Below are 21,886 nucleotides of genomic sequence, written 5' to 3'. Positions count from 1 at the left end.
CTCAACTTGGACATGTCGTCATCGCTTGTGGTCGTAGCCAAAACAAGCTCGATTCACTAACCAATGAGCAAGATAATATTGAGCCGCTCTGCTTTGATCTTTTGGACTACGAAAATTACCCAGACCTTACTTCAGATGAACCATTAGATATGGTCATCTTGAACGCTGGGGATTGCGAGTATATTGATGACCCAGTCAACTTTGACGCCAAGCTATTTGAACGCGTCATCAACATTAACCTGATCTCAATTGGCTACGCCCTAGAGGCTTGGCTGAAATGTATAAAGCCAGCAGGCAGAGTCGTTCTAGTCAGCTCCAGTGCAGGGTTTTTGCCATTACCAAGAGCTGAAGCCTATGGAGCTTCAAAGGCTGCATTGACCTATTTAGGTCGAACGCTTGCTGTCGACCTCGCAGCACACAATATTCACGTTTCTATCGTTCATCCTGGTTTCGTAGATACACCATTAACAGAGCGAAATACGTTCGCTATGCCTATGATTATAAGTAGCGAACAAGCCGTTCAAAGAATCATCAGTGGACTCGAACAAGGAAAGAGCGAAGTAGATTTTCCTCGCAGGTTTATCTTCATCATGAAGTGCTTGCGATTTTTACCCAAGTCGGTTTGGCATAAGCTTGCCTCAAGGATGGTATAACAATGAAAAAGATTGCCATTATTGGCTCCGGTATCTCCGGACTCACTTGCGCACACGTATTAGATAAACACCACGACATCACGGTTTTTGAGAAAAATGATTATGTCGGTGGGCACACCGCCACAGTCGATATTGAACACCAAGGCAAGGCATTTTCTATCGATACAGGCTTCATTGTTTTCAATGATCGCACCTACCCTAACTTCAACAAGCTACTCGAACAGCTTGGCGTCGATCGTCAAGAAACAGAAATGAGCTTCAGTGTTCACAACACTGACACTCAGTTTGAGTACAACGGTCACAGCATCAATTCATTGTTCGCTCAGCGCAGCAATATCTTAAAGCCGCAGTTTTGGACCCTGATTCTTGAGATCATCAAATTCAACAAACTGTGCAAGGAACGCTTTCAAAACCATCAGTTTACCGAAGATGAAACCTTGGGCGATTTCCTGAATCACTACCGCTTTTCAGACTTTTTCAGCCAACACTACATACTTCCTATGGGTGCGGCTATTTGGTCCACAAGTCTAGAAGAGATGGAGCAGTTCGAACTTAAGTTCTTTATCCAATTCTTCTTCAACCACGGGTTACTCGATATCACCAATAGGCCGCAGTGGTATGTGATTCCAAAAGGTTCACGCTCCTACGTCGATGTTATTCTATCTCGCCTATCTAAACCCGTTCAGCTCAACAGCCACATCAAGCAGGTTACCCGCTATGAAAGCGAGGTCGCCATTGAATTTGAATCTGGTGAAATACAAATTTTTGATGAAGTGATCTTCGCTTGTCACTCTGACCAAGCACTGGCGCTACTCGGCGATGCGACTGAACAGGAGAAAGCGGTATTGGGTGAAATTCCATACAGCCGCAATGAAGTGGTGCTTCACACCGATACTAAGTTGCTACCTGATCGCAAGCTAGCGTGGGCGAGTTGGAACTACATGTTAGATGGCAACAGCAAGCGACCAGCCTGTGTCACCTACAACATGAACATTTTGCAAGGGATTGAAGACGATATCACCTTCTGTGTCACCCTCAACCAGAGCGAGGCCATTAACCCAGATAAGATCATTCGTCAGTTTGTCTACCATCACCCAGTGCTTAACTCCAATACCGTTCAAGCGCAGCAGCAACGCGAAACCATGTGTGGGCACAATCGCACTCATTTTGCGGGTGCTTACTGGTACAACGGCTTCCATGAAGATGGTGTGCGCAGTGCACTCGACGTGACCAAGCGCTTTGGACTAGAACTATGAGCACGGTAACTCGCCACTTCGATGAAAACACCGAACGCAGTGGTATCTACTGGGGCAACGTAAGGCACCGCCGTTTCGGTGCCATTACCCACGAGTTTAGCTATCAGCTGTATATGATGGGACTTGATTTGGATGAGATCGAGCAGACAACAGCGCGTAGCTTGGTCTTCGGTACCCGTTGGTTCAACCCCATTCGCTTTGTTGAGACAGATTATGTTCCGGAGAAGACATTCAACGGAGATGAGTCTTTAGGCAATCATGAGTCGCAAATCAATGATAAAACGTCAAATAGCTATAAAACACAAAACAGCATTGAACCAAAAACTCTAAAGCAGCGTATAGCTCTCAAAGTGAAATCACTGGGCGGTCAATGGAGCGAATCCAACCGTGTCACCATGCTCGCACAGTGCCGTTGTTTCGGGATTTATTTTAGCCCAATCAACTGCTTCTTTTGCTTTGACGAAAATTTGGAGTGCCGTTACATGCTGGCTGAGGTAAGCAACACCCCTTGGCGTGAACGACACTATTATTTGATAGACATGCAGCAAGAGTTGAAGGCGAAGAAAGACTTCCACGTGTCACCATTTATGGATTTAGACATGACTTACCATTGGAAGATCAAGCCTCCATCACGCCGCACTTTAGTCCATATTGAAAATCATAGGAACGAGCAATATCCCGGAGAGAAGAAGGTGTTTGACGCCACTTTGGCACTCGAAAAACAACCGATGACTGCCAGTGATATACGACAAACACTGATTCGAACTCCGGCCATGACCACTAAGGTTGTGCTAGGCATTTATTATCAGGCTTTGAAACTGTTCATTAAAAAGGTGCCCTTTATCTCGCACCCAGATTCAGTTTCCAAGCCACCACAATACAAGAATTAACTAAGACGAGAATTTTCTCAGCGAGGTCTACATGGAACAGCTTGCCAAACAAAATCACAACATCAAGCAGCAGCCTCAAACCGCAGTGCTGAACAAAAACTGTAAGTATCGAAGCCTTGTTTTCACTATTCTGGAACGCTTACAGGGAGCCCAGCTCGAAGTCATCGAAGGGGATGAGCATTCAATATTTGGTGACCGAGAAGCCAACCTTCACGCCGAGATTGTCATTCACGATTCTAGTTTCTTTAAAGACGTTGTCCTTAACGGCAGTATTGGCGCTTCAGAGGCGTACATTGACGGCAAGTGGACAAGTCCACATCTAACTCGTGTCATTCAAATCATGGCTCGCAACCAGCAGCAACTCGACGAGCTAGATGACAAGACACAGTGGCTATCCAAGATCAAAAACTTGTTCTTGAGAAAGCAGAACGCCAATACAGAGCAAGGCTCGAAACGTAACATTCTGGCTCACTACGATATTGGCAATGAGCTTTACGAACGCTTCCTAGACCCATCAATGCAATACTCTTCAGCCGTTTACAGTGAACAAGCTACCCAGCTCGCAGACGCTCAGCAAAATAAGATGCGTACCATTTGTGAACGCTTAGAGTTAACAGAACAAGACAGTGTGGTTGAGATAGGCACTGGGTGGGGTGGACTTGCGATATTCATGGCGCAAAACTACGGCTGCCATGTTACAACCACGACTATCTCTGATGCTCAGCACGAACTTGCCAAGCAGCGCATTGAAGCACTCGGACTAAGCGACAAGATCACTCTGCTTAAAGAGGACTATCGCAACCTATCAGGCCAATACGACAAGCTAGTCTCTATTGAGATGATTGAAGCGGTTGGTCATGAATTTCTACAAACCTTCTTTACTACCTGTTCTCAGCTTCTCAAGCCCACAGGCAAGATGTTGATACAAGCGATCACCATCGCAGATGGACGTTATGAGAAATACCGTAAAGGAGTCGATTTCATTCAGAAATATATCTTCCCAGGCGGCTGCCTACCCTCTGTTGCTGTCATGACAGGTCACCTTGCACAGAGCACTGATCTTGTCGTCCAAGAAATTGACGACATCGGCTTGCACTACGCGCGCACGCTAAACGATTGGAATGTCGCATTTGAGCAGAGCTGGGATGAACTGCAAAGCCTAGGGTATTCAGAAGAATTCAAGCGACTGTGGACCTTCTATTTCTGCTACTGCGAAGGCGCCTTCCTTGAACGCGTGATAAGCACTCATCACATTGTGGCGCGTAAGCCTCGCTACTATGGAGCAAAAGATGAAACGGTTCTGGATTATTAACCTTGTTCTGTTTCAAGCCACTTGGGTAAGCAGTGCTTTCTTTACCGAGCAAGCCGTCTTTATAGCGCCACTATTGGTGGCGCTGCACTTTCTTCTTTCACCCACTCGTCGTGACGACCTCAGAGTCTTACTCTTGTTGCCAATCGGCCTGCTCCTCGATAGCTTAATGATTGGTCTTGGCGCCTTCTCAGCACACCCAAACATTGCCAACCAAACTTGGTTCCCGGTGTGGCTCGCCTGCTTGTGGGTGATGTTCTTAATCAGTTTTAACCATAGCCTCAATTGGCTAATGAAATGTCCAAAAGTGATCCTCATTCTCCTCGGTTTCGTAGGAGGTACTAGTAGCTACTGGGGCGGCATCAAGGCAGGTGCGCTTCAGTCCACATGGCCAGATGTGTGGGTGTTATCCACGCTTGCGGTCAGTTGGGGTTTGGTAATCCCTTTATTAGTGGTCGGCTACTCGTATCTAAACAAGCCCAATATGGCGGAGACAACGAGGTGACTTATGGCTTATTCAACACAGGGTCGTGCTAAAGCTCAGCGCCACCCTCTATCGCAATGGAAGCGTTACTTACTGTCAGCGCTTGCAACCCTGTTTGCGTGCAGTGCACTTATCTTCCACAACGCCGCTAACGCCTCTCCTGTCGGTGATTTGAATAAGCAGGGTGAAGGAGAGATGACTTATCTCTTTTGGACCCTCTACAACGCCGAGCTATACACCACACCTACTCGCTCTGAGCAAGCACTGAAAATCGAATACTACCGTGACATTGATAGCAAAGATCTAGTCGATGCAACGCAAGATCAGTGGGAAAAACTGGGCTACTCGGACAGTAAGATCAAGAGCTGGATCGCTCCACTCTACGAAATGTGGCCGAACGTAAAACAGGGCAGCACTCTGACCATTCGCGTTTCGGAAAACCAGCAGAGCCAATTCTATTTCGACGAACAACCAATCGGCACCATTACCGATACCCAATTTGGACAAGCCTTTCTCTCTATCTGGCTGTCAGAAAACACGTCGGAACCGAAACTCCGCCAGCAGTTGTTAGGTCTCAATAAATAAAACAGGACACAATGAATGAAAACAGGATGGCTACTTTTACTTTGCTCTCTTTTAATAGGGTGTGGCTCTGCCAACTTATCCGAACATACGGGCACCACACCTGAACTCAAGCTCGAACAGTTCTTTGACGGCGACCTCATCGCTTATGGCATGGTGCTCGATCGCTCTGGTAATCTACTACGACGTTTTGAAGCGGATTTGGTAGCAGAGTGGCAAGGCGACCAGGGTGAAATCAAAGAGTGGTTTCGCTTCGCTGATGGTGAACGGTCCACTCGGATCTGGAAACTGGTTAAAACTGGCGACAACACCTACACAGGCACAGCGGGTGACGTAATCGGCGAAGCGTATGGTGAAACCCAGGGCTCTGCCCTTTACTGGAAATACACGCTAGAAATCGAAGTCGACGGTTCAATGTATGAAGTCACGCTTGATGACTGGATGTTTTTAATGGACGACAAGCGCCTATTCAACAAAACCGAAATGTCCAAGTTCGGCTTCAAGGTCGGCGAAGTCATACTGTTTATCGAAAAACGCTAGCCGTCCATAGCAACAGATTACACAAACCTCGACTCACTCTTTGAGTCGAGGCTTTCTGTTTCCATCATCTCAAATCAACCTTCACAGCGCTGATTGAACTTACCTATCACTAGATTTACCTTTCAATAGCTTTTGCCTTTCATACTTGATAGCTATCTCCTATTAGAACAATAGAAACGTCCGAATTTACCCTCTGAGCCTGTCGAGGCAATATATCTCCATCGACGCAAGGCAGCGTCAAAACAACAAATTAAAGAGAGTAAAATCATGATCAACACAGAAATCAAACCATTCAACGCAACGGCATTCAAAAACGGCGAATTCGTAGAAATCTCAGAGCAAGACGTGAAAGGTAAGTGGGCAGTATTCTTCTTCTACCCAGCAGATTTTACTTTCGTATGTCCTACTGAACTTGTAGACCTACAAGAGAAATACGCAGAGCTTCAGTCTCGTGGCGTGGAAGTTTACTCAGTATCAACTGACACACACTTCTCTCACAAAGCATGGCACGACACTTCTGACAAAATCGGTACTATCGAGTACTTCATGGTAGGTGACCAAACTGGCACTATCACAAACAACTTCAACGTAATGCGTGAAGGTCAAGGCCTTGCAGACCGCGCTACGTTCCTAATCGACCCACAAGGTGTTATCCAAGCAATGGAAATCACTGCTGAAGGCATCGGTCGTGACGCTGAAGACCTACTACGCAAAGTTAAAGCGGCTCAGTACGTAGCAAACAACCCAGGTGAAGTTTGCCCAGCTAAATGGAAAGAAGGCGAAGAGACACTAGCACCATCTCTAGACCTAGTAGGTAAGATCTAAGCATCTACTAACCCGTTCTACAGGCGTGCCTTAGCCTGCCTCCTAAAGGGCTTTGGCGCGCCGCTTTAATACTCAAAACCACATCCATGCGATGTGGTTTTTTTGTTTTTTATTCAGACAGTTAAACGGAATTTATCTGTGCGATAAGTTTTGCCTATTATTGATAGGTTTTACCTACCAAACTAATAGAAACGTCCGAATTTACCAATTGTGATAGCCAAGGCAATATAACTCCATCAGCGCAAAACAGCGCCCCCGAACAGAAAAGAAAAGTAGGCATATCATGTTAGACCAAGCAATGAAGCAGCAACTGCAAACATACTTAGAATTCCTAAAAAATGACGTTAAGCTCGTTCTTAGCCTGGATGAAAGCGAAACAGCAAGCAAACTAGAGAAGCTGGCGAACGACATCTCAGAACTCTCTGACAAAGTTGTGGTTATCCGTGACGATAGCGCAAGTGACCGCAAACCAATCATGCAAGTGTTGAACACAGAGAAAGGCACAAGCATCGGTTTCGCTGGCCTACCTATGGGGCATGAGTTCACTTCATTGGTATTGGCACTGTTACACAGTGGCGGTCACCCAATCAAGCTTGAAGACGACGTGATTGAGCAGATAAAAAACCTAGGCGAGCCACTGAATGTTGAAATCTTCATTTCGCTTTCTTGCCAAAATTGTCCTGAGGTTGTGCAAGCGTTCAACATGATGTCAGCAATCAACCCGCTAATCAAAACAACCATGATTGACGGCGCAGCCTTCCAAGACGAAGTGAAATCACGCGACATCATGGCGGTACCAAGCGTATTCATCAACGGTGAACTGTTCGGCCAAGGCCGTATGTCTCTGGCAGAGATCCTAAACAAAGTAGATTCTGGCGCAGCTGAGAAAAAAGCGGCGAGCCTAAGTAAGCAAGCACCATTTGACGTTCTTGTTGTTGGCGGTGGCCCTGCAGGTTCTTCTGCAGCAATCTACGCAGCACGTAAAGGCATTCGCACAGGTGTGGTTGCAGACCGCTTTGGTGGTCAAGTAATGGACACAATGGCGATTGAGAACTTCATCTCAGTGAAAGCGACCACAGGCCCTAAACTAGTAGCTAGCCTTGAAGAGCACGTAAAAGAGTACGGTGTTGAAGTGATGACCGAGCAACGTGCAGCTAACATCATCGACGCGGAAGACACAGAAGACGGTTACATCCATGTTGAGCTAGAGAGCGGTGCAACACTGCGAGCTCGCACGGTTATCACAAGTACAGGTGCACGCTGGCGTGAAATGAACGTACCGGGTGAGCAAGAATACCGCAACAAAGGCGTAGCGTACTGCCCACACTGTGACGGTCCACTGTTCAAAGGCAAGAAAACAGCTGTAATTGGTGGTGGTAACTCAGGTATTGAAGCAGCAATCGACCTAGCGGGAATTGTTGAGCACGTAACGGTTCTTGAATTTGCAGACACACTGCGTGCGGACCAAGTGCTTATCGACAAAGCGAACGCAACACCAAACATCGATATCATCAAGATGGCACAAACAACACAAGTGCTTGGCGATGGCAACCGAGTAACAGGTCTTGAGTACAAAGATCGCAACACTGATGAGATCAAGCGCATCGACCTAGCGGGTATCTTTGTTCAAATCGGTCTGATGCCGAACAGCGAATGGTTGAAAGGCACTAAGGTTGAACTATCACCACGCGGTGAAATCGAGATTGACGCACACGGCGCAACTTCTATGAAGGGTGTATTTGCAGCAGGTGACGTAACAACCGTACCTTACAAGCAGATCATCATCGCGATGGGTGAAGGTGCAAAAGCGAGCCTAGGTGCATTTGACCACCTAATCCGCAACCCAGCGCCAGTCGCTAAAAAAATGGCAGAAGTAGCGTAATCAAATAACGTACTTAGCCTTAAAATAGAAAGCCACCACTGAACTCAGTGGTGGCTTTTTTGTGATTAAAATAGGTTTATAAAACTTCTCTTTAATCCTGATAAGACTGAGAAGCCAAACGAATAAAGGCGTTGGTTTCACCGTATTTCTTATACTCACCCACTCGCTGCACCACTTCAAAGAACAGGCCGTTCACTTCCTTGGTGTAGAAGTGGAAAAACGCACCCGTATCATCTTCGGTGTAAAGAATGTTGTTTTGCTGTAGCTGTTCAATCGACTCATCTTCCAAATCAAACTGTGCCTGAATATCTAGGTAGTAGTTATTCGGGATCTTCAATTGGTAGATAGGCGATAGGTTTGCTGCTGCTTTGAAGATGTCTCGACACTCAATCGCAATCTGATTGATGCTCGCACCGTTAGAGTCGTTCAAGAATCGCTGAGCCGAAGTGCGCTTCGCGCTGGTGCTGTTGAGTGCGATCTTAATGTTCTCGTTCGGGCTCTTAATCGTGCGGCTAGTAATCAAGCCATTGATATCTGGAAGATCGAAGCTCTCTTCAGGAACAAAGCCAAAGATCGACTTATAGAAGAACATGTTCGACAGCAAAGTCTCTGGCGATACCACCTGACCAATGTGGTCAACGCGAATCAAGTTATCGTTCACTACCGGTTGCTGCTCTACCGGCTTAAAATCGACGTCGTAAAACTTGTCTGCTTGGTTCTCATCTAAAAGATGAATCATCAAGCTGCTAGAACTCTTCAGCGTGGGAATATCCAGCTCATTCTCTTGGCGAGCTTGGAAAATTGCTGGGCTGTTGTAGCGCTTTGCCAGTTCAACCAAACGGTCTGAATCTTTAGTCAATACGCCTAGCGCACACACAGATTCACCATGCCCTTCTAAGTAAGCCTGAGCGTTGCTGTTTTTCTCGTAGTTAAAGACGAAGTTAATATCACCCATTTGGTATAGGTCGACATTCTTACTCTTATGGCTGTGTGTTTTGCTAAAGCCCAATGATTCAATCACATCGGTAAATGGATTGTCTTCACGCTCTTTTACGGCAAATTCAATGAAGCTCAAATCAGACACGCTCGGCATCTCAAACAAGTTGTTGGTCTGATCTTCTAGCCATTTCAATGAGCGCACGCCATCCACCGCTTTTTCTCTTGGAGAAGAGGCACGGAACTCATCGTTAAACACTTCATGAGAGAGGTAATCATCGTAGCCTTTATCTTTAAGTGTTTTCACAAAGTCGATTACAGGGAAATCACCTTGACCCGGGAAGCATCGGTAGTGACGGCTGTATTGCAAAATATCCATCTGCATTTTTGGCGCATCAGCGACCTGCACCAAAGCAATCTTTTCCACTGGAATGTCTTCACGCAGCGTATCTAGCGTATTGCCACGAGCAAACATGTGGAAGGTGTCCAGTACCACACCAAGATTCGGGTGGTCGACCATCTTCACCAAGTTCCAAGCATCATCATAATCGGCAATATGACGACCCCATGCCAGCGCTTCATAACCCAGATCCATATCTTCACGCTTGGCCAGTTCTGCCAGGGCATGTAGATCTTCAGCGCAGCGGTCGAGGTTATTAGTCGAAAGTGGATTCACGTTACTGCACATCATTAGGCGTTTTGTACCCAATTGGTGTGCCAGATCCATCTTGCGCTCCATCATCTTGTATTTCTTTTCGCGCAAGCCATTTGGCATCCCTTCCATGTCTCGGAAAGGTTGTAGAACCAAGATCTCAAGCCCCATGCTGTCAGCGATGCGTTTAACATCGGCTGCAGAACCACGGTACTGAGTTAAGTCATTTTCAAAAATTTCGATGGCATGAAAACCAGCTTTGGCCGCTGCATGCATCTTCTGTTCAAGAGTGCCAGATAGACAAACGGTCGCGATTGAATACTTCATCCTAAACTCCCTTAATTAACCAGTGCAGTAACATCTTGAACCGGAACGTACTGCTCCGTTTCTGTCGCTTTGATGATGGCGTCGATCACCAGCAGATTTTGCAAGCCATCGTAAATGCTGACTTTTGGTGTCTGTTCTTCGCCACGAATTAGGGCGCAAAAATGCTCAAGTTGACGCTTAAGTGGATCTTCACGCGTTACTGGCTCTTGGCGCTCTTCCATCGCATTCCACCAAGAAGGCGTCACACCCTCTTTAAAAGACTTGATTTGCATTGTCGGGATCGATAGCGAGCCGTTAGTGCCAGCCACGTGGTAGCAATCTTCAGTTTCGTAAGTCGCGTATGTTTTGTTTTCTTGCGAGGTTTGCTCCCAGCTGCGCGGGCTTGCTGAGGCATCTGACAACATGAATGAACCCAGTGTGCCATTGGCAAATCGCAGCGAGATTGCGGTTGTGTCTTCCACTTCAAACTCGCGAGTCGCGCTTGAATTCAGAGCTTGTACACCGACAATGTCGCCAACCAAATGACGCAGATTGCCAATCTCATGAATCATGTTAATTAAGATCGGGCCACCGCCTTTAACTTTGCGCCACTCGCCTTCGTTGTAGTAGTAATCAGGTTTGTAGAACATCGCGCTGCCCATGATAGATACCGTCTTACCCAGTTCGCCGCTGTCGATGATCGACTTAGCCGTCTCAAGCAATGGGCTGTAAGCACGGTGGTGGCCAACCAGCATTTTCGCTTCTTCACGATTTGCGTGTTTAAGAAGCTCAATGGCATCTTCGATCGAATCGGTAACAGGCTTCTCGACAATGGCAGGCACGCCAGCGTTGATACACTCGTGCGCTTGAATAGCATGCAGACGATTTGGTGTCGCCAAGATCACACCGTCCGGCTTATCTTGTGCAAACAGCTCTTCTAGGCTGGCGTAGACCTTAACGCCATACTCTTCCGCAACCTCTTTAGCACCCGGAGAAGGATCAACAATCGACGCCAACTGACATTGCGCGTTTTCAGAAACCAGTTTGATGTGTGTTTTCCCGATCAGACCTGCCCCAGCGACAGCAATTTTAACTTGTTCCATGTTATGACCTTATTTTTCATTCACGCTCTACAGGCGTCTATTTTTATGATGATGTTGTGATAGCAATTACGACGGACAGCGAGAGTCCGGAGGCCACCGTCGTTATAATTAGAGTGTTTAAACAGAAGCGTTGTTGTTGATAGAGCCCACCTAAAATCGGGTAGATAGACAACATAGGAGACGCAGCAAAGATCAGTAAGACATACTTGAGGTCACCTTCAACGGGTAGCGTCATCAGCAGTGCCACGACGATCAATGGAAAGAAAACTAGCTTCATCGACGTCACAAAAGCGATTCGTCTGAACTGCTCAAATTTCAGTGATTGACCGAGCGCTCCCCCAATCGCAAATAGGGCGAGAGCAACCGATGTTTTCGCAAAAATGGATACCCCATCAGCCACAAATTCTGGCAAGCGAATCCCCGTAATATTCACGATCAAGGCAAAGCTGATCGCTAAGATAATTGGGTTGCGACTGATACGACCCGCGACGATCTTTAGTTGCTCACTGATGCTTGACGAACGACCTTGGGCAAACTCCAGTGAAATCAAGCTCAGTGGAATAAACACTAGGTTCTCAATCAGTACACACATTAAAAATGCTTCAATGAACTGACCGTCGTACAGCGATAGAACCACTGGAAAGCCAACGAACGCGCTGTTTGGCATGCCGCTGCCCAAACCATTGATGAAGCTTTCCGTCCATGTGGACTTAAGTAAGCCCTTGCTCACCAATATCGCCACGGTCATCGCACTCAAGCCTGCAATGGCGTACACCAACATGAAGTTGACGTGGATGACTTGCCCTAACTCAATACTACTCAAGCTGCTGATGATCACTGCTGGCAGCGATACATACAGCACGAACTTGCTCACCTCAGCGACGAATTGTTGGCTAAAAAAGCCTTTTTTGGTCGAGAGGAACCCTACTGCCACGATAAAAATCAGTGGCAGCAACACTTCAAATACAAACATTGTTTTTCTCTAGTAGCCGAATAACTTCGGTAGAAAGAGCACGCTTTGTGGTACGAAAGTAATGAAGAACAGCACCACGACTTCCAGTAGGAATAGAGGAATAACTTGCTTAGATATCGCAGCAATCCCGACCTTGGAAATGGTATTGGAGACAAACAGACAGATACCCATTGGTGGTGTAATCAAACCAATCATTAAGTTGAAGATAACCACAATGCCAAAGTGAACAGGGTCGATACCAAAGCTCATCGCAATCGGATGGAAGATTGGAATCAAAATCAGCATGGCTGCAATGCCTTCAAGGAACAGGCCGACTGCCAGTAGGATTAAGTTCACCATGATTAGGAACATAATCGGGTCTGAGATAGTGCTAAGCACCTGTTGACTGATGTATTGAGGTACACGCGAGAATGTCAGCAGCCAGTTTGCTACAGAGACAACAGCAATCAGAATCAATACGATAGAAGAGTCTCGCATTGAACGCATAAACACTTCAGGTAAGTCACTGACTTTGATTGATTTGTACATGAACATGCCTACCGACAGCGCATAGAATGCAGCAAAAGCAGCCGCTTCCGTAGGCGTCACGATACCCATTAGAATTGAGCCCAGGATAAAGATTGGCATCGTTAACGGTACAAAGGCTTTAACCAAAGCTTTGCGACGGCTGGTGCGCACACCGGTATTCACAATCTTATGCTTAGTCGCATAGAAGAAAACAAACACTGATAGGGCAATTGCTGACAAGACACCCGGAACAATACCCGCTAAGAACAGAGCAGGAACCGAGACACCACTAGCGATAAGCGCGTAGATGATCACCGGAATGCTCGGTGGAATCATAGGACCAATCACCGAAGAGGCTGCGGTCAGTGCCGATGAAAACTCTTTGCTGTAGCCCTCTTTTTCCATCTGAGGGATAAACACTCGGCCCAGTGCAGAAGTATCTGCTACCGCTGAACCTGAGATCCCGGCAAACATCACCGAAGACCAGATGTTTACTTGTGCTAAGCCACCACGGAAGTGTCCAACCAAGGCGTTAGCAAAATCGATAATACGATTCGTAATACCACTCTTGTTCATCAGCTCACCAGCCAGAACAAACAGTGGAACAGCCAGAATAGAGTATGAGTCTAATCCGCTAAAAATTCGTTGTGCAACAAGGCTGATTGAGATTGGAGTGCTCGTTACGTAGAACGACATAGCCAAAATAATGGCAAACACTAGCGGAACACCAAATACGAGCATACCGCCCATTAAAGCTATTGATGGCATAGTAGATCCTTATACATCGCCTTGAGTGAGAGAAGAGACTGGCGCATTGGCGCGTCGAGATACCGTGACGTGTTGTGCGAGACGTAATAGAGCGGCTACAAACAGGCAGATACCACCAACAACTAACGCAGACTGGAAGTAAGCCATATTCAAACCAATACCTGGTGATTCGATACCACCGCGTTTCATGACGAATAAGTAACCTGAGTAAGTCATGATGCCCGCCGATACTAGCACTGCGATATCAACCACAATCGCCAATACCTTTTGGAAAATGGCCGACTTGACTGAATCTAGAACCGCAAATTTAATGTGCAGCCCTTCTAGGTAACAGAGAGAGGTACCAAACATCACACCGTAGATCATTGAGTACTTACACAGCTCTTCACCCCATAGAATTGAGGTATTGAAAAAATAGCGCGAGATGGTCGTGACCAGCATAACTGCAAACAGTACAAACAGAGACGAACCTGCGCAGAATGCCAATAGTTTTTTATATTGTTCCATCATAGTTCCCTATCTCCTTGGGAAAGCGCAGCATTGAGACCATCAATGCTGCGAACATCAGAGTTACTTCGTTGCAGTCTCAACCGCTTGAAGTGCGCCATCGATCCATTTCGAATCTACGGTACCTTCAAGCCATTTGATTACCGCAGGCTGAGTTTTGTCGCGGAATTGCTTCTGCTGCTCTGCTGTCAATGACGTGATCTTCATGCCTTTCTTACCTAGAGTTTCTAGACCTTCTGCAGAGTTAACCTGCTGAACAGCTCGGCCAACTGTACCTGCAACTTGCGCTGCACGGTCGATGATCGCGCGGTCTGCATCAGATAAACCTTGGTAAAAGTCATCATTCATTAATAAGAAATCGGTGCCATAAACGTGGCCATCCAGTGTGATGTACTCTTGCAGCTCGTAGAACTTATTCGCGCTAATAACGCTCACTGGGTTTTCTTGACCATCAATAACACCGGTTGTTAAAGCAGCTGGTACTTCCGGGAATGCAATAGGCGTTGGCTCAGCGCCTAAAGATTTCAGCAACTCAACATAAAGCGGGGTTGTCATTACACGAATTTTCAGACCTTTCAGGTCATCAGGAGATTTGATTTCACGTTTCGAGTTAGTGAAGTGGCGGAAGCCTGTCTCACCGTAAGCCAGGTTACGCAGACCTGTCTGTTTTAAACATTGCTCATTAAGTTGTTGGCCAAACTCGCCATCCAACACTTCCCAAGCAACAGGTGCTGAAGGGAAAAGGTAAGGAATTTCAAGAACATTGGCTTCTTTACACAATTTAGAGTAAGCGCCAGACACCATCGTCATGGTCAGCATTCCCTCTTGCGTTGACTGAAGCAGTTCTGTTTCACCACCAAGTTGACCTGATGGGTAGATGTTAACCGCGATACGACCACCAGATTCCGCTTCTACGATATTTTTGAATACCTGTGTCGCGGCCCCTTTCTTAGAGATCGTCCAATCCTGAGAGTCGACATGACCTATTGTGATATCGATATCCGCAGCTGATGTGTTTGCAGCAAACGCCAGTGATACAGCCAGTGATAGTGTCTTTATAGTTTTCATTCTATGGAACCTCCTGTTTCATTGCCGATAAAACTAACACTAGGAATTAACAAAACAAAATTCACTTACTGAAAGCATTATTCAAAAATTAGATAACCCTCGTTATCAAAAGGTCGAAAGCAACAAGAAATAAACGCATAAAATCAGAAACTTAAAACCAAAATATAAACATAATCACCATCAATAAATGGTTAAATATGATATTTTACAAATTGGTTAATTTTGGAGAATTAAGTCACACTTTGGAAACAATATATCGTTCGCTACTTCATAGAGCGTTTGAATTCCGTTACTAATATGTCCATTGATAAGGGCGTCAGCTATTTCGAGCCAGATCATAAATAGAGTTATAGCTCTAAAACATCAAACTGTGATTTATTTCATATTTCGTACTGTAACTGGTAGTCAGTGGTAAGGAAACCGTATGTTTAATATCCCCAATTTGCGCCACCTTAGGGCGATCTCAGAAGTCGTTCACACCGGAAGTATCAGCAAAGCATCTGACACGGTTTTCCTCTCTCAACCCGCAATTACACAAGCCATCTCTAAACTTGAAAAGAGTATGAATAGTGAGCTGTTTGAACGTACCAGTGATGGTATGACGCCAACAAAACAGGGCGAAGCTTTCGCTTTTCGAATTGACCGTGCGCTGGAAAACATCAGTCAAGGCATCTCAAATGCGCTCAAGATTGCCACAAAGCAACGTAAAAATAGTGTGCAGCGTTATCTGTTTAATATCACCACCACTCAACTAAAAGCACTCGTTGCTGTCGCTAACGGACAAAGCTTTACCGAGGCGAGCCGATTACTTGAAGTGTCTCAATCATCAGTCTATCGAGCATCAAAAGATCTTGAAGAAATACTCGGGTTTACTCTGTTTGAAAAGACCAGTACTGGCATTGCCCTCTCGAAGGCAGGAGCGGCGTTAGACAAGGCAAGTAAGCTTGCTTTTGTTGAAATAAAACAAGGACTTGATGAAGTTAACCTACTAAGTAACCGACACGGTTCAGTGATCACAGTAGGCTGTTTACCTCTCGCGAGAACCTGCTTGCTTCCAAGTACCATTAATGAATTTTCCAAGGCTTATCCTGACTGCCAAATACACGTGATTGATGGCCCATATAAAGACCTGCTCAACCATCTAAAATATGGTGAGATCGATATTCTAATTGGCGCTCTGCGCTTTCCCGTTCCTAGTACCGATATTCGCCAAGAAACGCTATTTGAATCGAAGAACACCATTTTATCGCGAGCTGATCATCCTTTAGCGACTAAAGAGAAAGTCAGTATCAAAGAACTTCAAGAATCGAGCTGGGTTGTCTCCTCCAGTGCAACACCCGCCCGCAAGATGTTCGAAGATATGTTTATCAAGGCCTCACTTGAAGTACCGAGTCGTTTGATTGAGGCAAGCTCTCAGATGCTAGTCAAAGAGCTATTACTGGGCAGTGATCGATTAACCCTTCTTTCTCAACATCAAATCAGACGCGATCTCGATGAGGGGCATTTAGTTGCTCTTCCCTATGAAGGCGAAGAACAATCCAGACCCATTGGTTTAACGGTACGTAAAAACTGGTTTGCCACTTCTGTACAAACTCACTTTTTAAAATTATTGCGAACAAACGGGGTAAAGATGTCTCTTTAATAACCCTATTTTTTTCAAAATTGAATACCCTTTGAATTAATTTGATTATCCGCACCCAATACCAAATGATAGTGTTTGACCATAGCCAAAGATAATTAACGAACAAAAAGGTGGTTATGGTGAAAGTCAGTAGGGTTGCGTTTATTGGTTTTGGGGAAGCAGCCAAAACCTTTATTTCAAGCTGGAACAATAAAGCACCAGAAATAATTAACGCCTTTGATATAAAGACAAACAATGTATTCACCCGAGAAAATAAACTCCTCGAATATATTGACCAAGGTGTACAAGGTACATTTCGCCCTGAAGAAGCCATTCACGGTGCGCAACTTATTTTTTCCTTAGTCACCGCTGACCAAGCTGAACAAGCACTGCAACAGATCGTGGGCTCTCTGACTGAAAAGCAGATTGTGCTCGACTGCAACTCTTGTTCACCACAAGCCAAACAAAGACTGGCAAAACTGGTTAAAGCGCAAGGCGCTGAGTACATCGACATTGCCATCATGGCACCAGTATTGACATCACAGCCAAATATTCCGCTCTACCTATCCGGACAAAAAGCCGACAAGGTCGCGGAATACCTAACTCTACTGGGTTTCGACGTTGAGGTTATCTCAGAAAACGTAGGCGATGCATCAAGCATAAAAATGATGCGCTCAGTAATGGTAAAAGGCTTAGAGGCACTAACCACAGAGTGCGTTCTAGCAGCTCGTAAATCAGGTGTTGAACATCACGTACTCAAGTCGTTAAGTCACACCTACCCAGAGTTAGAGCTGAGTCACCTAAGTCGTTACCACATGGAACGCATGCTCAACCACGGTCAAAGACGCCATGCAGAATTAAAAGAGGTCGCTACGACATTAAACGAGTTAGGCATGAGTCACTCGATGGTTGAAGGCGCAATGAACTGGCATCAGTCGCTCGGCGAACTCAACATCGAAGCGTCAGGGCAGCCTCTCGCTCAACTGTCAGACCAGATCATAGAACAACTGCAGGTCGCGGATACTGAATCGACCGCAACGAAATTACAAAATATCCAATAGTTAAATCGCTTGAATACAAAAGGAATGATTATGAAAGTGTGTGTAGTAGGCGCTACGGGTGCATTCGGCCAAAAACATTTAGAAGCACTGCGTAATATCGACGATGTTACTGTTACAGCAATGGTTGCCCCTGAAGCAGACAAGCTTGATCAACTCATCACAGATTACAATCAAACAGCTCAAGGCTTCTCTTCACTGGAAGAAGCACTGAAATCTGACAACGTCGATGCTGTGATCCTAGCAACACCAACTCAAATGCATGCGGAGCAAGCTATCGCATGTATGGAAGCTGGCAAGCATGTTCTGGTTGAAATCCCAATGGCAGACAACATTGAAGACAGCTACAAAGTGGTTGAGACTCAGAAGAAAACTGGTGTTGTCGCTATGGCTGGTCACACTCGCCGATTTAATCCAAGCCACCAGTGGATCCACAATAAGATTGCAGCTGGCGAGCTAAACATTCAACAAATGGATGTTCAAACCTACTTCTTCCGTCGCACCAACACCAATGCGAAAGGTGAACCGCGCACTTGGACTGATCACCTACTATGGCATCACGCTTGTCACACTGTTGACCTTTTCCAATATCAAACCGGTGAGAAGGCATCAAAGATTCAAGCACTACAAGGCCCTATCCACCCAGAGCTCAACATCGCAATGGACATGAGCATTGGTATGAAAACGCCATCGGGTGCGCTATGTACGCTATCACTCTCATTCAATAACGACGGTCCATTTGGCACCTTCTTCCGCTACATCTGTGACGAAGGCACCTACATCGCTCGCTACGACGACCTATTCGATGGCAAAGAGAACCCGATTTCACTGGAAGGTGTCGCGGTTTCAAACAACGGCATCGAGCTGATCGACCGTGAGTTCTTCGATGCGATTCGTACAGGCCGTGAGCCAAACTCAAGCGTCGCAAGCTGCCTACCAGCAATGGAGACACTGCACGCATTAGAACAACTGCTAGAGCAAGAGTAAGGAGCCCGGCGATGATTACTATAGGTGAGCACTCACTCGCGCCAGTCGCCCTTGGGTGTATGAACGTTTCTCACGCATACGGAACACCTCCAAGTGAGGAGCACAGCATCAAGCTACTTAATAAGGCACTTGATCTCGGCTACAACATGCTGGATACCGCAGCTCTTTATGGGTTTGGTAACAACGAGAAACTACTCGCTAAAGCAGTAGGTCATCGCCGTAATGAATTCTTCCTCGCCAGCAAGTGCGGCATGTTTAAAGGCCCGAATGGTAAACGCGCAATTGATGGTCGCCCACAAACCATTCGTCAAACCTGCGAAGAGGCGCTGCAACGTCTCAATACCGATGTGATTGACCTCTACTATCTGCACCGCTGGGATAAATCAGTACCAATTGAAGAGAGTATTGGTGAACTTTCGAGACTGGTTGACGAAGGAAAAATCAAACACCTTGGCCTATCTGAAGTATCGGCAACCACGTTGGAAAGGGCGCACCAAATCCACCCAATAGCAGCGGTTCAGTCGGAGTATTCATTGTGGTCACGCAATGCAGAGATCGCAGTGATTGATAAATGCCAAGAGCTAGGAAGTACCTTTGTGTCTTTCAGCCCTGTAGGGCGTGGCATCCTGAGTGGCGAACTGCAAAGCAACCAATTTGTCGATGGTGATATTCGCAATGCGATGCCGAGATTTAATGCAGAAAACTTTGAAGCTAACTTGTCGGCTGTAAATAAGTTCGCTTCTCTGCTGCCAATTTTTGCTGAAGAGAATGTATCACTACCTGCACCAACTCTGGCTCAATTTGCCTTGGCATGGACACTGGCTAAAGCGCCTCACTCGATTGCACTACCAGGCACCACTAACTTTAAGCATCTAGAAGATAACTTAAACGCGCAGCACTACACGGTTTCGAACGCCCTTCTAGAGCTAATTGAGCGCACGGTTCCGCAAAAGGCATTTGTTGGCGGTCGCTACAACGCGCCCACACAAGCCGAAATCGATACCGAACAATTTTAACCGAATAAAGAACATAGAAGACACGCTCATCAAGAAGAGCTCAAGAGTAAATAAAGGATTAATAACATGACAACAAAGAAAACAGCTTTAGTAATCAGTGCCCATTCAGCAGACTTTGTATGGCGTTGTGGCGGTGCCATCGCCCTTCACCAAAAACTGGGCTACGAAGTGACCATTGCATGTCTTTCATACGGTGAGCGTGGCGAGTCTGCAAAGCTATGGAAGCAAGAGGGCATGACACTTGAAGACGTTAAGCGTATTCGTCATGAAGAAGCGACAGCAGCAGCGGCAGCGCTTGGCGTAAGTGACATTCGTTTCTTTGACTTCGGTGATTATCCACTGGAAATCGACAAAGAAGGTAAGTACCAAATCGTCGACCTGATCCGTGAGATTCAACCAGAGTTCATCATGACGCACTCTAAATGGGACCCGTACAATACAGACCACATGTACGCAACTGAGATCACTCTACAGTGCCGCATGATCGCACAAGCTTGGGGTCATAACCCAGGTGAGAAAGTACTAGGCGCTCCTCAGGTTTATCTATTCGAACCACACCAAAGTGAGCAGATGGAATGGAAACCAAACACCTTCCTAGACATCTCTGAAGTGTGGGAAAGCAAGAAAGCAGCTATTGAGTGCATGCAAGGTCAAGAACACCTGTGGACCTTCTACGAAAACCTAGCAGAAAACCGTGGCAACCACTTTAGACGTAACTCAGGCGGCCAAGCGGGCGGCAGAAGCTGTCAACACGCTGAAGGCTTCCAAGCTATCTTCCCACAGTGTGTTGATTCGCTGTAAAGCCTTTAAATAATTATCTCGACCGGTAAACGAGGCAAAGCCCCGCAACGCTGCGGGGCTTTTTATTATCTACTCTTCGCTGAGCACAGCAAGCACCTAACCTAAGCTGTTATCGTTCTGAAATAATCCGTAGGCGTTAGGCCAAACTTGTCCTTAAAACGCTGGCTAAATCGCCCCTCAGATTGATAGCCACACGCCAAGGCCAACTGAGCAACATTGCTGTAGCCACTCTGTATCAAATACAAGGCATGAGCCAAGCGAACTTCGGTAAGCACCTCACGAAATTGAGTGCCTTCTCGTTTTAATTTACGAATCATGGTCGCACGACTCATGGCAAATTGTTGCGCGACTTCGTCCAGAGCATGCTTATCACTGGGTGAGCGAGCTAAGTAGCGACTCAATTGCTGACGAAAGCTTGTATTTATACTTGGAAAAAGTTGATGTAGAACGCCTTTTTCAGCCAACTGCTGATACAAACCAAGTGCCCAAAAACGCTGAGTCTCATGACTTATCGTTTGGGATTGAAACGAAAATAGCGCATTAAGCGTACTTTGTAGTGCTGCATCAGAATGGAAAAAAGGCGCCATCTCTTCGCACGCTCTGTTGTGGCTCAGCTCTAGCATTTCCTTGGTTGGAGAGCATTGAAACGTAAATACCCGAGACAGAAATCGCCCCTTCTGCGGTAGGTTCTCAAAACTCAACGAGGCAGACGCTTCACAGAGCAGCAGCTCAGTATTCGAGAGATCTTGAACAGAGTCTTTCCAAAAAAGTCGCTTACTCCCAGCCATGATTTGAATAATACTTGGAGAGTGGACTCGCACATTTCTGAGTTTCTGAAGTTGTTCGGCTCGAAACAGAGTCACTTGATACTGAGCGCTCATTACGCCTCCTAATTGGTCGACTAACGTGTGTAAGTTGCCGTTAGTGTGGCCTTGTCGATAGCAATGCTGTTAAGTGTAAAGCCTACCACGGCCGGCGGCGTATTCTCATCGAGGCCTAAGGTCGCCTTTGGCAGTGCCCAAACCGTAAACTGATAGCGGTGCATACCGTGACCTTTTGGAGGACAAGCACCGCCAAAACCTGTACTTCCGTAATCGATACGAGCCTCTTTCCCACCAAGCTTGCCGATATCAACGCCTTGTTCTAACTCCGTTGTTTTGCT

The 21,886-nt window shown here is 46.2% G+C and carries 22 protein-coding genes; 14 read left to right on the top strand and 8 right to left on the bottom strand.

The window, feature by feature from the left end; genetic code table 11:
* The 9 genes from AC6R05_RS10360 to ahpF all read left to right on the top strand — a co-directional run.
* On the top strand, positions 1-653 hold a 653-nt coding region (locus AC6R05_RS10360), incomplete at its 5' end, for an SDR family NAD(P)-dependent oxidoreductase (protein ID WP_500647297.1).
* A gap of 2 nt (positions 654-655) precedes the next feature.
* Positions 656-1,909 (top strand): NAD(P)/FAD-dependent oxidoreductase, encoded by a 1,254-nt coding sequence (locus AC6R05_RS10355; protein ID WP_500647296.1) that lies wholly within the window; start codon positions 656-658, stop codon positions 1,907-1,909.
* Positions 1,906-2,799 carry a DUF1365 domain-containing protein gene (locus AC6R05_RS10350; RefSeq protein ID WP_500647295.1) on the top strand — a complete coding sequence of 298 codons (894 nt, stop codon included), beginning with the start codon at positions 1,906-1,908 and terminating at the stop codon, positions 2,797-2,799. Before AC6R05_RS10355 ends, AC6R05_RS10350 begins: the two co-directional genes overlap by 4 nt.
* 31 nt (positions 2,800-2,830) lie before the next feature.
* The gene (locus AC6R05_RS10345) at positions 2,831-4,111 is read left to right on the top strand and encodes a class I SAM-dependent methyltransferase (RefSeq protein WP_500647294.1); all 1,281 of its coding nucleotides are present in this window, start codon (positions 2,831-2,833) and stop codon (positions 4,109-4,111) included.
* The gene (locus tag AC6R05_RS10340) at positions 4,089-4,613 is read left to right on the top strand and encodes a DUF2878 domain-containing protein (protein WP_172974285.1); all 525 of its coding nucleotides are present in this window, start codon (positions 4,089-4,091) and stop codon (positions 4,611-4,613) included. The genes AC6R05_RS10345 and AC6R05_RS10340 overlap by 23 nt, the downstream gene beginning before the upstream one ends.
* 3 nt (positions 4,614-4,616) lie before the next feature.
* A complete protein-coding gene (locus tag AC6R05_RS10335) occupies positions 4,617-5,177 on the top strand; it encodes a chalcone isomerase family protein (protein WP_500647293.1) in 561 nt (186 codons plus the stop codon).
* A gap of 15 nt (positions 5,178-5,192) precedes the next feature.
* Positions 5,193-5,714 carry a DUF3833 domain-containing protein gene (locus AC6R05_RS10330; RefSeq protein ID WP_408692721.1) on the top strand — a complete coding sequence of 174 codons (522 nt, stop codon included), beginning with the start codon at positions 5,193-5,195 and terminating at the stop codon, positions 5,712-5,714.
* A 267-nt stretch (positions 5,715-5,981) separates the two neighbouring features.
* Positions 5,982-6,539 carry an alkyl hydroperoxide reductase subunit C gene (gene ahpC, locus AC6R05_RS10325; RefSeq protein ID WP_285465400.1) on the top strand — a complete coding sequence of 186 codons (558 nt, stop codon included), beginning with the start codon at positions 5,982-5,984 and terminating at the stop codon, positions 6,537-6,539.
* A gap of 283 nt (positions 6,540-6,822) precedes the next feature.
* A complete protein-coding gene (gene ahpF / locus AC6R05_RS10320) occupies positions 6,823-8,421 on the top strand; it encodes an alkyl hydroperoxide reductase subunit F (RefSeq protein WP_500647292.1) in 1,599 nt (532 codons plus the stop codon).
* Between the two features lie 91 nt (positions 8,422-8,512).
* Here the strand turns inward: ahpF and AC6R05_RS10315 are convergent, their stop codons facing one another.
* From AC6R05_RS10315 to AC6R05_RS10290, 6 genes are all read right to left on the bottom strand, one after another.
* Positions 8,513-10,336, bottom strand: a complete 1,824-nt coding sequence (locus AC6R05_RS10315) for a bifunctional sugar phosphate isomerase/epimerase/4-hydroxyphenylpyruvate dioxygenase family protein (protein ID WP_500647291.1) — start codon at positions 10,334-10,336, stop codon at positions 8,513-8,515.
* A gap of 11 nt (positions 10,337-10,347) precedes the next feature.
* On the bottom strand, positions 10,348-11,418 hold the full coding sequence (locus tag AC6R05_RS10310; RefSeq protein WP_152470065.1) for a Gfo/Idh/MocA family protein: 1,071 nt from the start codon (positions 11,416-11,418) through the stop codon (positions 10,348-10,350).
* Positions 11,419-11,461: 43 nt separating this feature from the next.
* Positions 11,462-12,391 carry an AEC family transporter gene (locus AC6R05_RS10305; protein WP_500647290.1) on the bottom strand — a complete coding sequence of 310 codons (930 nt, stop codon included), beginning with the start codon at positions 12,389-12,391 and terminating at the stop codon, positions 11,462-11,464.
* A 9-nt stretch (positions 12,392-12,400) separates the two neighbouring features.
* Entirely contained in the window at positions 12,401-13,666 is a 1,266-nt protein-coding gene (locus AC6R05_RS10300) for a TRAP transporter large permease (protein ID WP_032553661.1), read from the bottom strand.
* Positions 13,667-13,675: 9 nt separating this feature from the next.
* Complete coding sequence (locus AC6R05_RS10295) at positions 13,676-14,173, bottom strand: TRAP transporter small permease (RefSeq protein ID WP_500647289.1); 498 nt, start codon at positions 14,171-14,173, stop codon at positions 13,676-13,678.
* Positions 14,174-14,236: 63 nt separating this feature from the next.
* Positions 14,237-15,241 carry a TRAP transporter substrate-binding protein gene (locus tag AC6R05_RS10290; RefSeq protein ID WP_032553664.1) on the bottom strand — a complete coding sequence of 335 codons (1,005 nt, stop codon included), beginning with the start codon at positions 15,239-15,241 and terminating at the stop codon, positions 14,237-14,239.
* Between the two features lie 424 nt (positions 15,242-15,665).
* Between AC6R05_RS10290 and AC6R05_RS10285 the strand changes: the two genes are divergently transcribed.
* The 5 genes from AC6R05_RS10285 to AC6R05_RS10265 all read left to right on the top strand — a co-directional run bounded on the left by AC6R05_RS10285 (position 15,666) and on the right by AC6R05_RS10265 (position 20,724).
* Positions 15,666-16,883, top strand: coding sequence for a LysR family transcriptional regulator (locus AC6R05_RS10285; RefSeq protein ID WP_500647288.1), 1,218 nt, complete (start codon positions 15,666-15,668; stop codon positions 16,881-16,883).
* A gap of 119 nt (positions 16,884-17,002) precedes the next feature.
* Complete coding sequence (locus tag AC6R05_RS10280) at positions 17,003-17,923, top strand: DUF1932 domain-containing protein (RefSeq protein ID WP_500647287.1); 921 nt, start codon at positions 17,003-17,005, stop codon at positions 17,921-17,923.
* Between the two features lie 30 nt (positions 17,924-17,953).
* Positions 17,954-18,907 carry a Gfo/Idh/MocA family oxidoreductase gene (locus AC6R05_RS10275; protein WP_128163205.1) on the top strand — a complete coding sequence of 318 codons (954 nt, stop codon included), beginning with the start codon at positions 17,954-17,956 and terminating at the stop codon, positions 18,905-18,907.
* 11 nt (positions 18,908-18,918) lie between these two features.
* The gene (locus AC6R05_RS10270; protein ID WP_500647286.1) at positions 18,919-19,923 is read left to right on the top strand and encodes an aldo/keto reductase; all 1,005 of its coding nucleotides are present in this window, start codon (positions 18,919-18,921) and stop codon (positions 19,921-19,923) included.
* A gap of 66 nt (positions 19,924-19,989) precedes the next feature.
* Positions 19,990-20,724, top strand: coding sequence for a PIG-L deacetylase family protein (locus AC6R05_RS10265; protein ID WP_032553670.1), 735 nt, complete (start codon positions 19,990-19,992; stop codon positions 20,722-20,724).
* A gap of 101 nt (positions 20,725-20,825) precedes the next feature.
* Here AC6R05_RS10265 and AC6R05_RS10260 read toward each other — a convergent pair whose 3' ends face one another.
* Both AC6R05_RS10260 and AC6R05_RS10255 read right to left on the bottom strand, forming a co-directional pair.
* Positions 20,826-21,605: a helix-turn-helix transcriptional regulator gene (locus AC6R05_RS10260; protein ID WP_500647285.1), complete on the bottom strand. Its 780-nt coding sequence runs from the start codon at positions 21,603-21,605 to the stop codon at positions 20,826-20,828.
* A gap of 20 nt (positions 21,606-21,625) precedes the next feature.
* On the bottom strand, positions 21,626-21,886 hold a 261-nt coding region (locus AC6R05_RS10255), incomplete at its 5' end, for a YbhB/YbcL family Raf kinase inhibitor-like protein (RefSeq protein ID WP_500647284.1).

This window comes from Vibrio sp. R11-SG3-ISO9 (assembly GCF_059834255.1).
This window is presented reverse-complemented; position numbering and strand designations above follow the sequence as displayed.

Coding starts and splice junctions, on each gene's coding strand:
- AC6R05_RS10305 (WP_500647290.1), bottom strand. CDS start 12,391: ATGTTTGTATTTGAAGTGTTGCTGCCACTGATTTTTATCGTGGCAGTA.
- AC6R05_RS10260 (WP_500647285.1), bottom strand. CDS start 21,605: ATGAGCGCTCAGTATCAAGTGACTCTGTTTCGAGCCGAACAACTTCAG.
- AC6R05_RS10355 (WP_500647296.1), top strand. CDS start 656: ATGAAAAAGATTGCCATTATTGGCTCCGGTATCTCCGGACTCACTTGC.
- AC6R05_RS10270 (WP_500647286.1), top strand. CDS start 18,919: ATGATTACTATAGGTGAGCACTCACTCGCGCCAGTCGCCCTTGGGTGT.
- AC6R05_RS10310 (WP_152470065.1), bottom strand. CDS start 11,418: ATGGAACAAGTTAAAATTGCTGTCGCTGGGGCAGGTCTGATCGGGAAA.
- ahpF (WP_500647292.1), top strand. CDS start 6,823: ATGTTAGACCAAGCAATGAAGCAGCAACTGCAAACATACTTAGAATTC.
- AC6R05_RS10340 (WP_172974285.1), top strand. CDS start 4,089: ATGAAACGGTTCTGGATTATTAACCTTGTTCTGTTTCAAGCCACTTGG.
- AC6R05_RS10275 (WP_128163205.1), top strand. CDS start 17,954: ATGAAAGTGTGTGTAGTAGGCGCTACGGGTGCATTCGGCCAAAAACAT.
- AC6R05_RS10265 (WP_032553670.1), top strand. CDS start 19,990: ATGACAACAAAGAAAACAGCTTTAGTAATCAGTGCCCATTCAGCAGAC.
- ahpC (WP_285465400.1), top strand. CDS start 5,982: ATGATCAACACAGAAATCAAACCATTCAACGCAACGGCATTCAAAAAC.
- AC6R05_RS10285 (WP_500647288.1), top strand. CDS start 15,666: ATGTTTAATATCCCCAATTTGCGCCACCTTAGGGCGATCTCAGAAGTC.
- AC6R05_RS10290 (WP_032553664.1), bottom strand. CDS start 15,241: ATGAAAACTATAAAGACACTATCACTGGCTGTATCACTGGCGTTTGCT.
- AC6R05_RS10335 (WP_500647293.1), top strand. CDS start 4,617: ATGGCTTATTCAACACAGGGTCGTGCTAAAGCTCAGCGCCACCCTCTA.
- AC6R05_RS10345 (WP_500647294.1), top strand. CDS start 2,831: ATGGAACAGCTTGCCAAACAAAATCACAACATCAAGCAGCAGCCTCAA.
- AC6R05_RS10330 (WP_408692721.1), top strand. CDS start 5,193: ATGAAAACAGGATGGCTACTTTTACTTTGCTCTCTTTTAATAGGGTGT.
- AC6R05_RS10350 (WP_500647295.1), top strand. CDS start 1,906: ATGAGCACGGTAACTCGCCACTTCGATGAAAACACCGAACGCAGTGGT.
- AC6R05_RS10300 (WP_032553661.1), bottom strand. CDS start 13,666: ATGCCATCAATAGCTTTAATGGGCGGTATGCTCGTATTTGGTGTTCCG.
- AC6R05_RS10315 (WP_500647291.1), bottom strand. CDS start 10,336: ATGAAGTATTCAATCGCGACCGTTTGTCTATCTGGCACTCTTGAACAG.
- AC6R05_RS10295 (WP_500647289.1), bottom strand. CDS start 14,173: ATGGAACAATATAAAAAACTATTGGCATTCTGCGCAGGTTCGTCTCTG.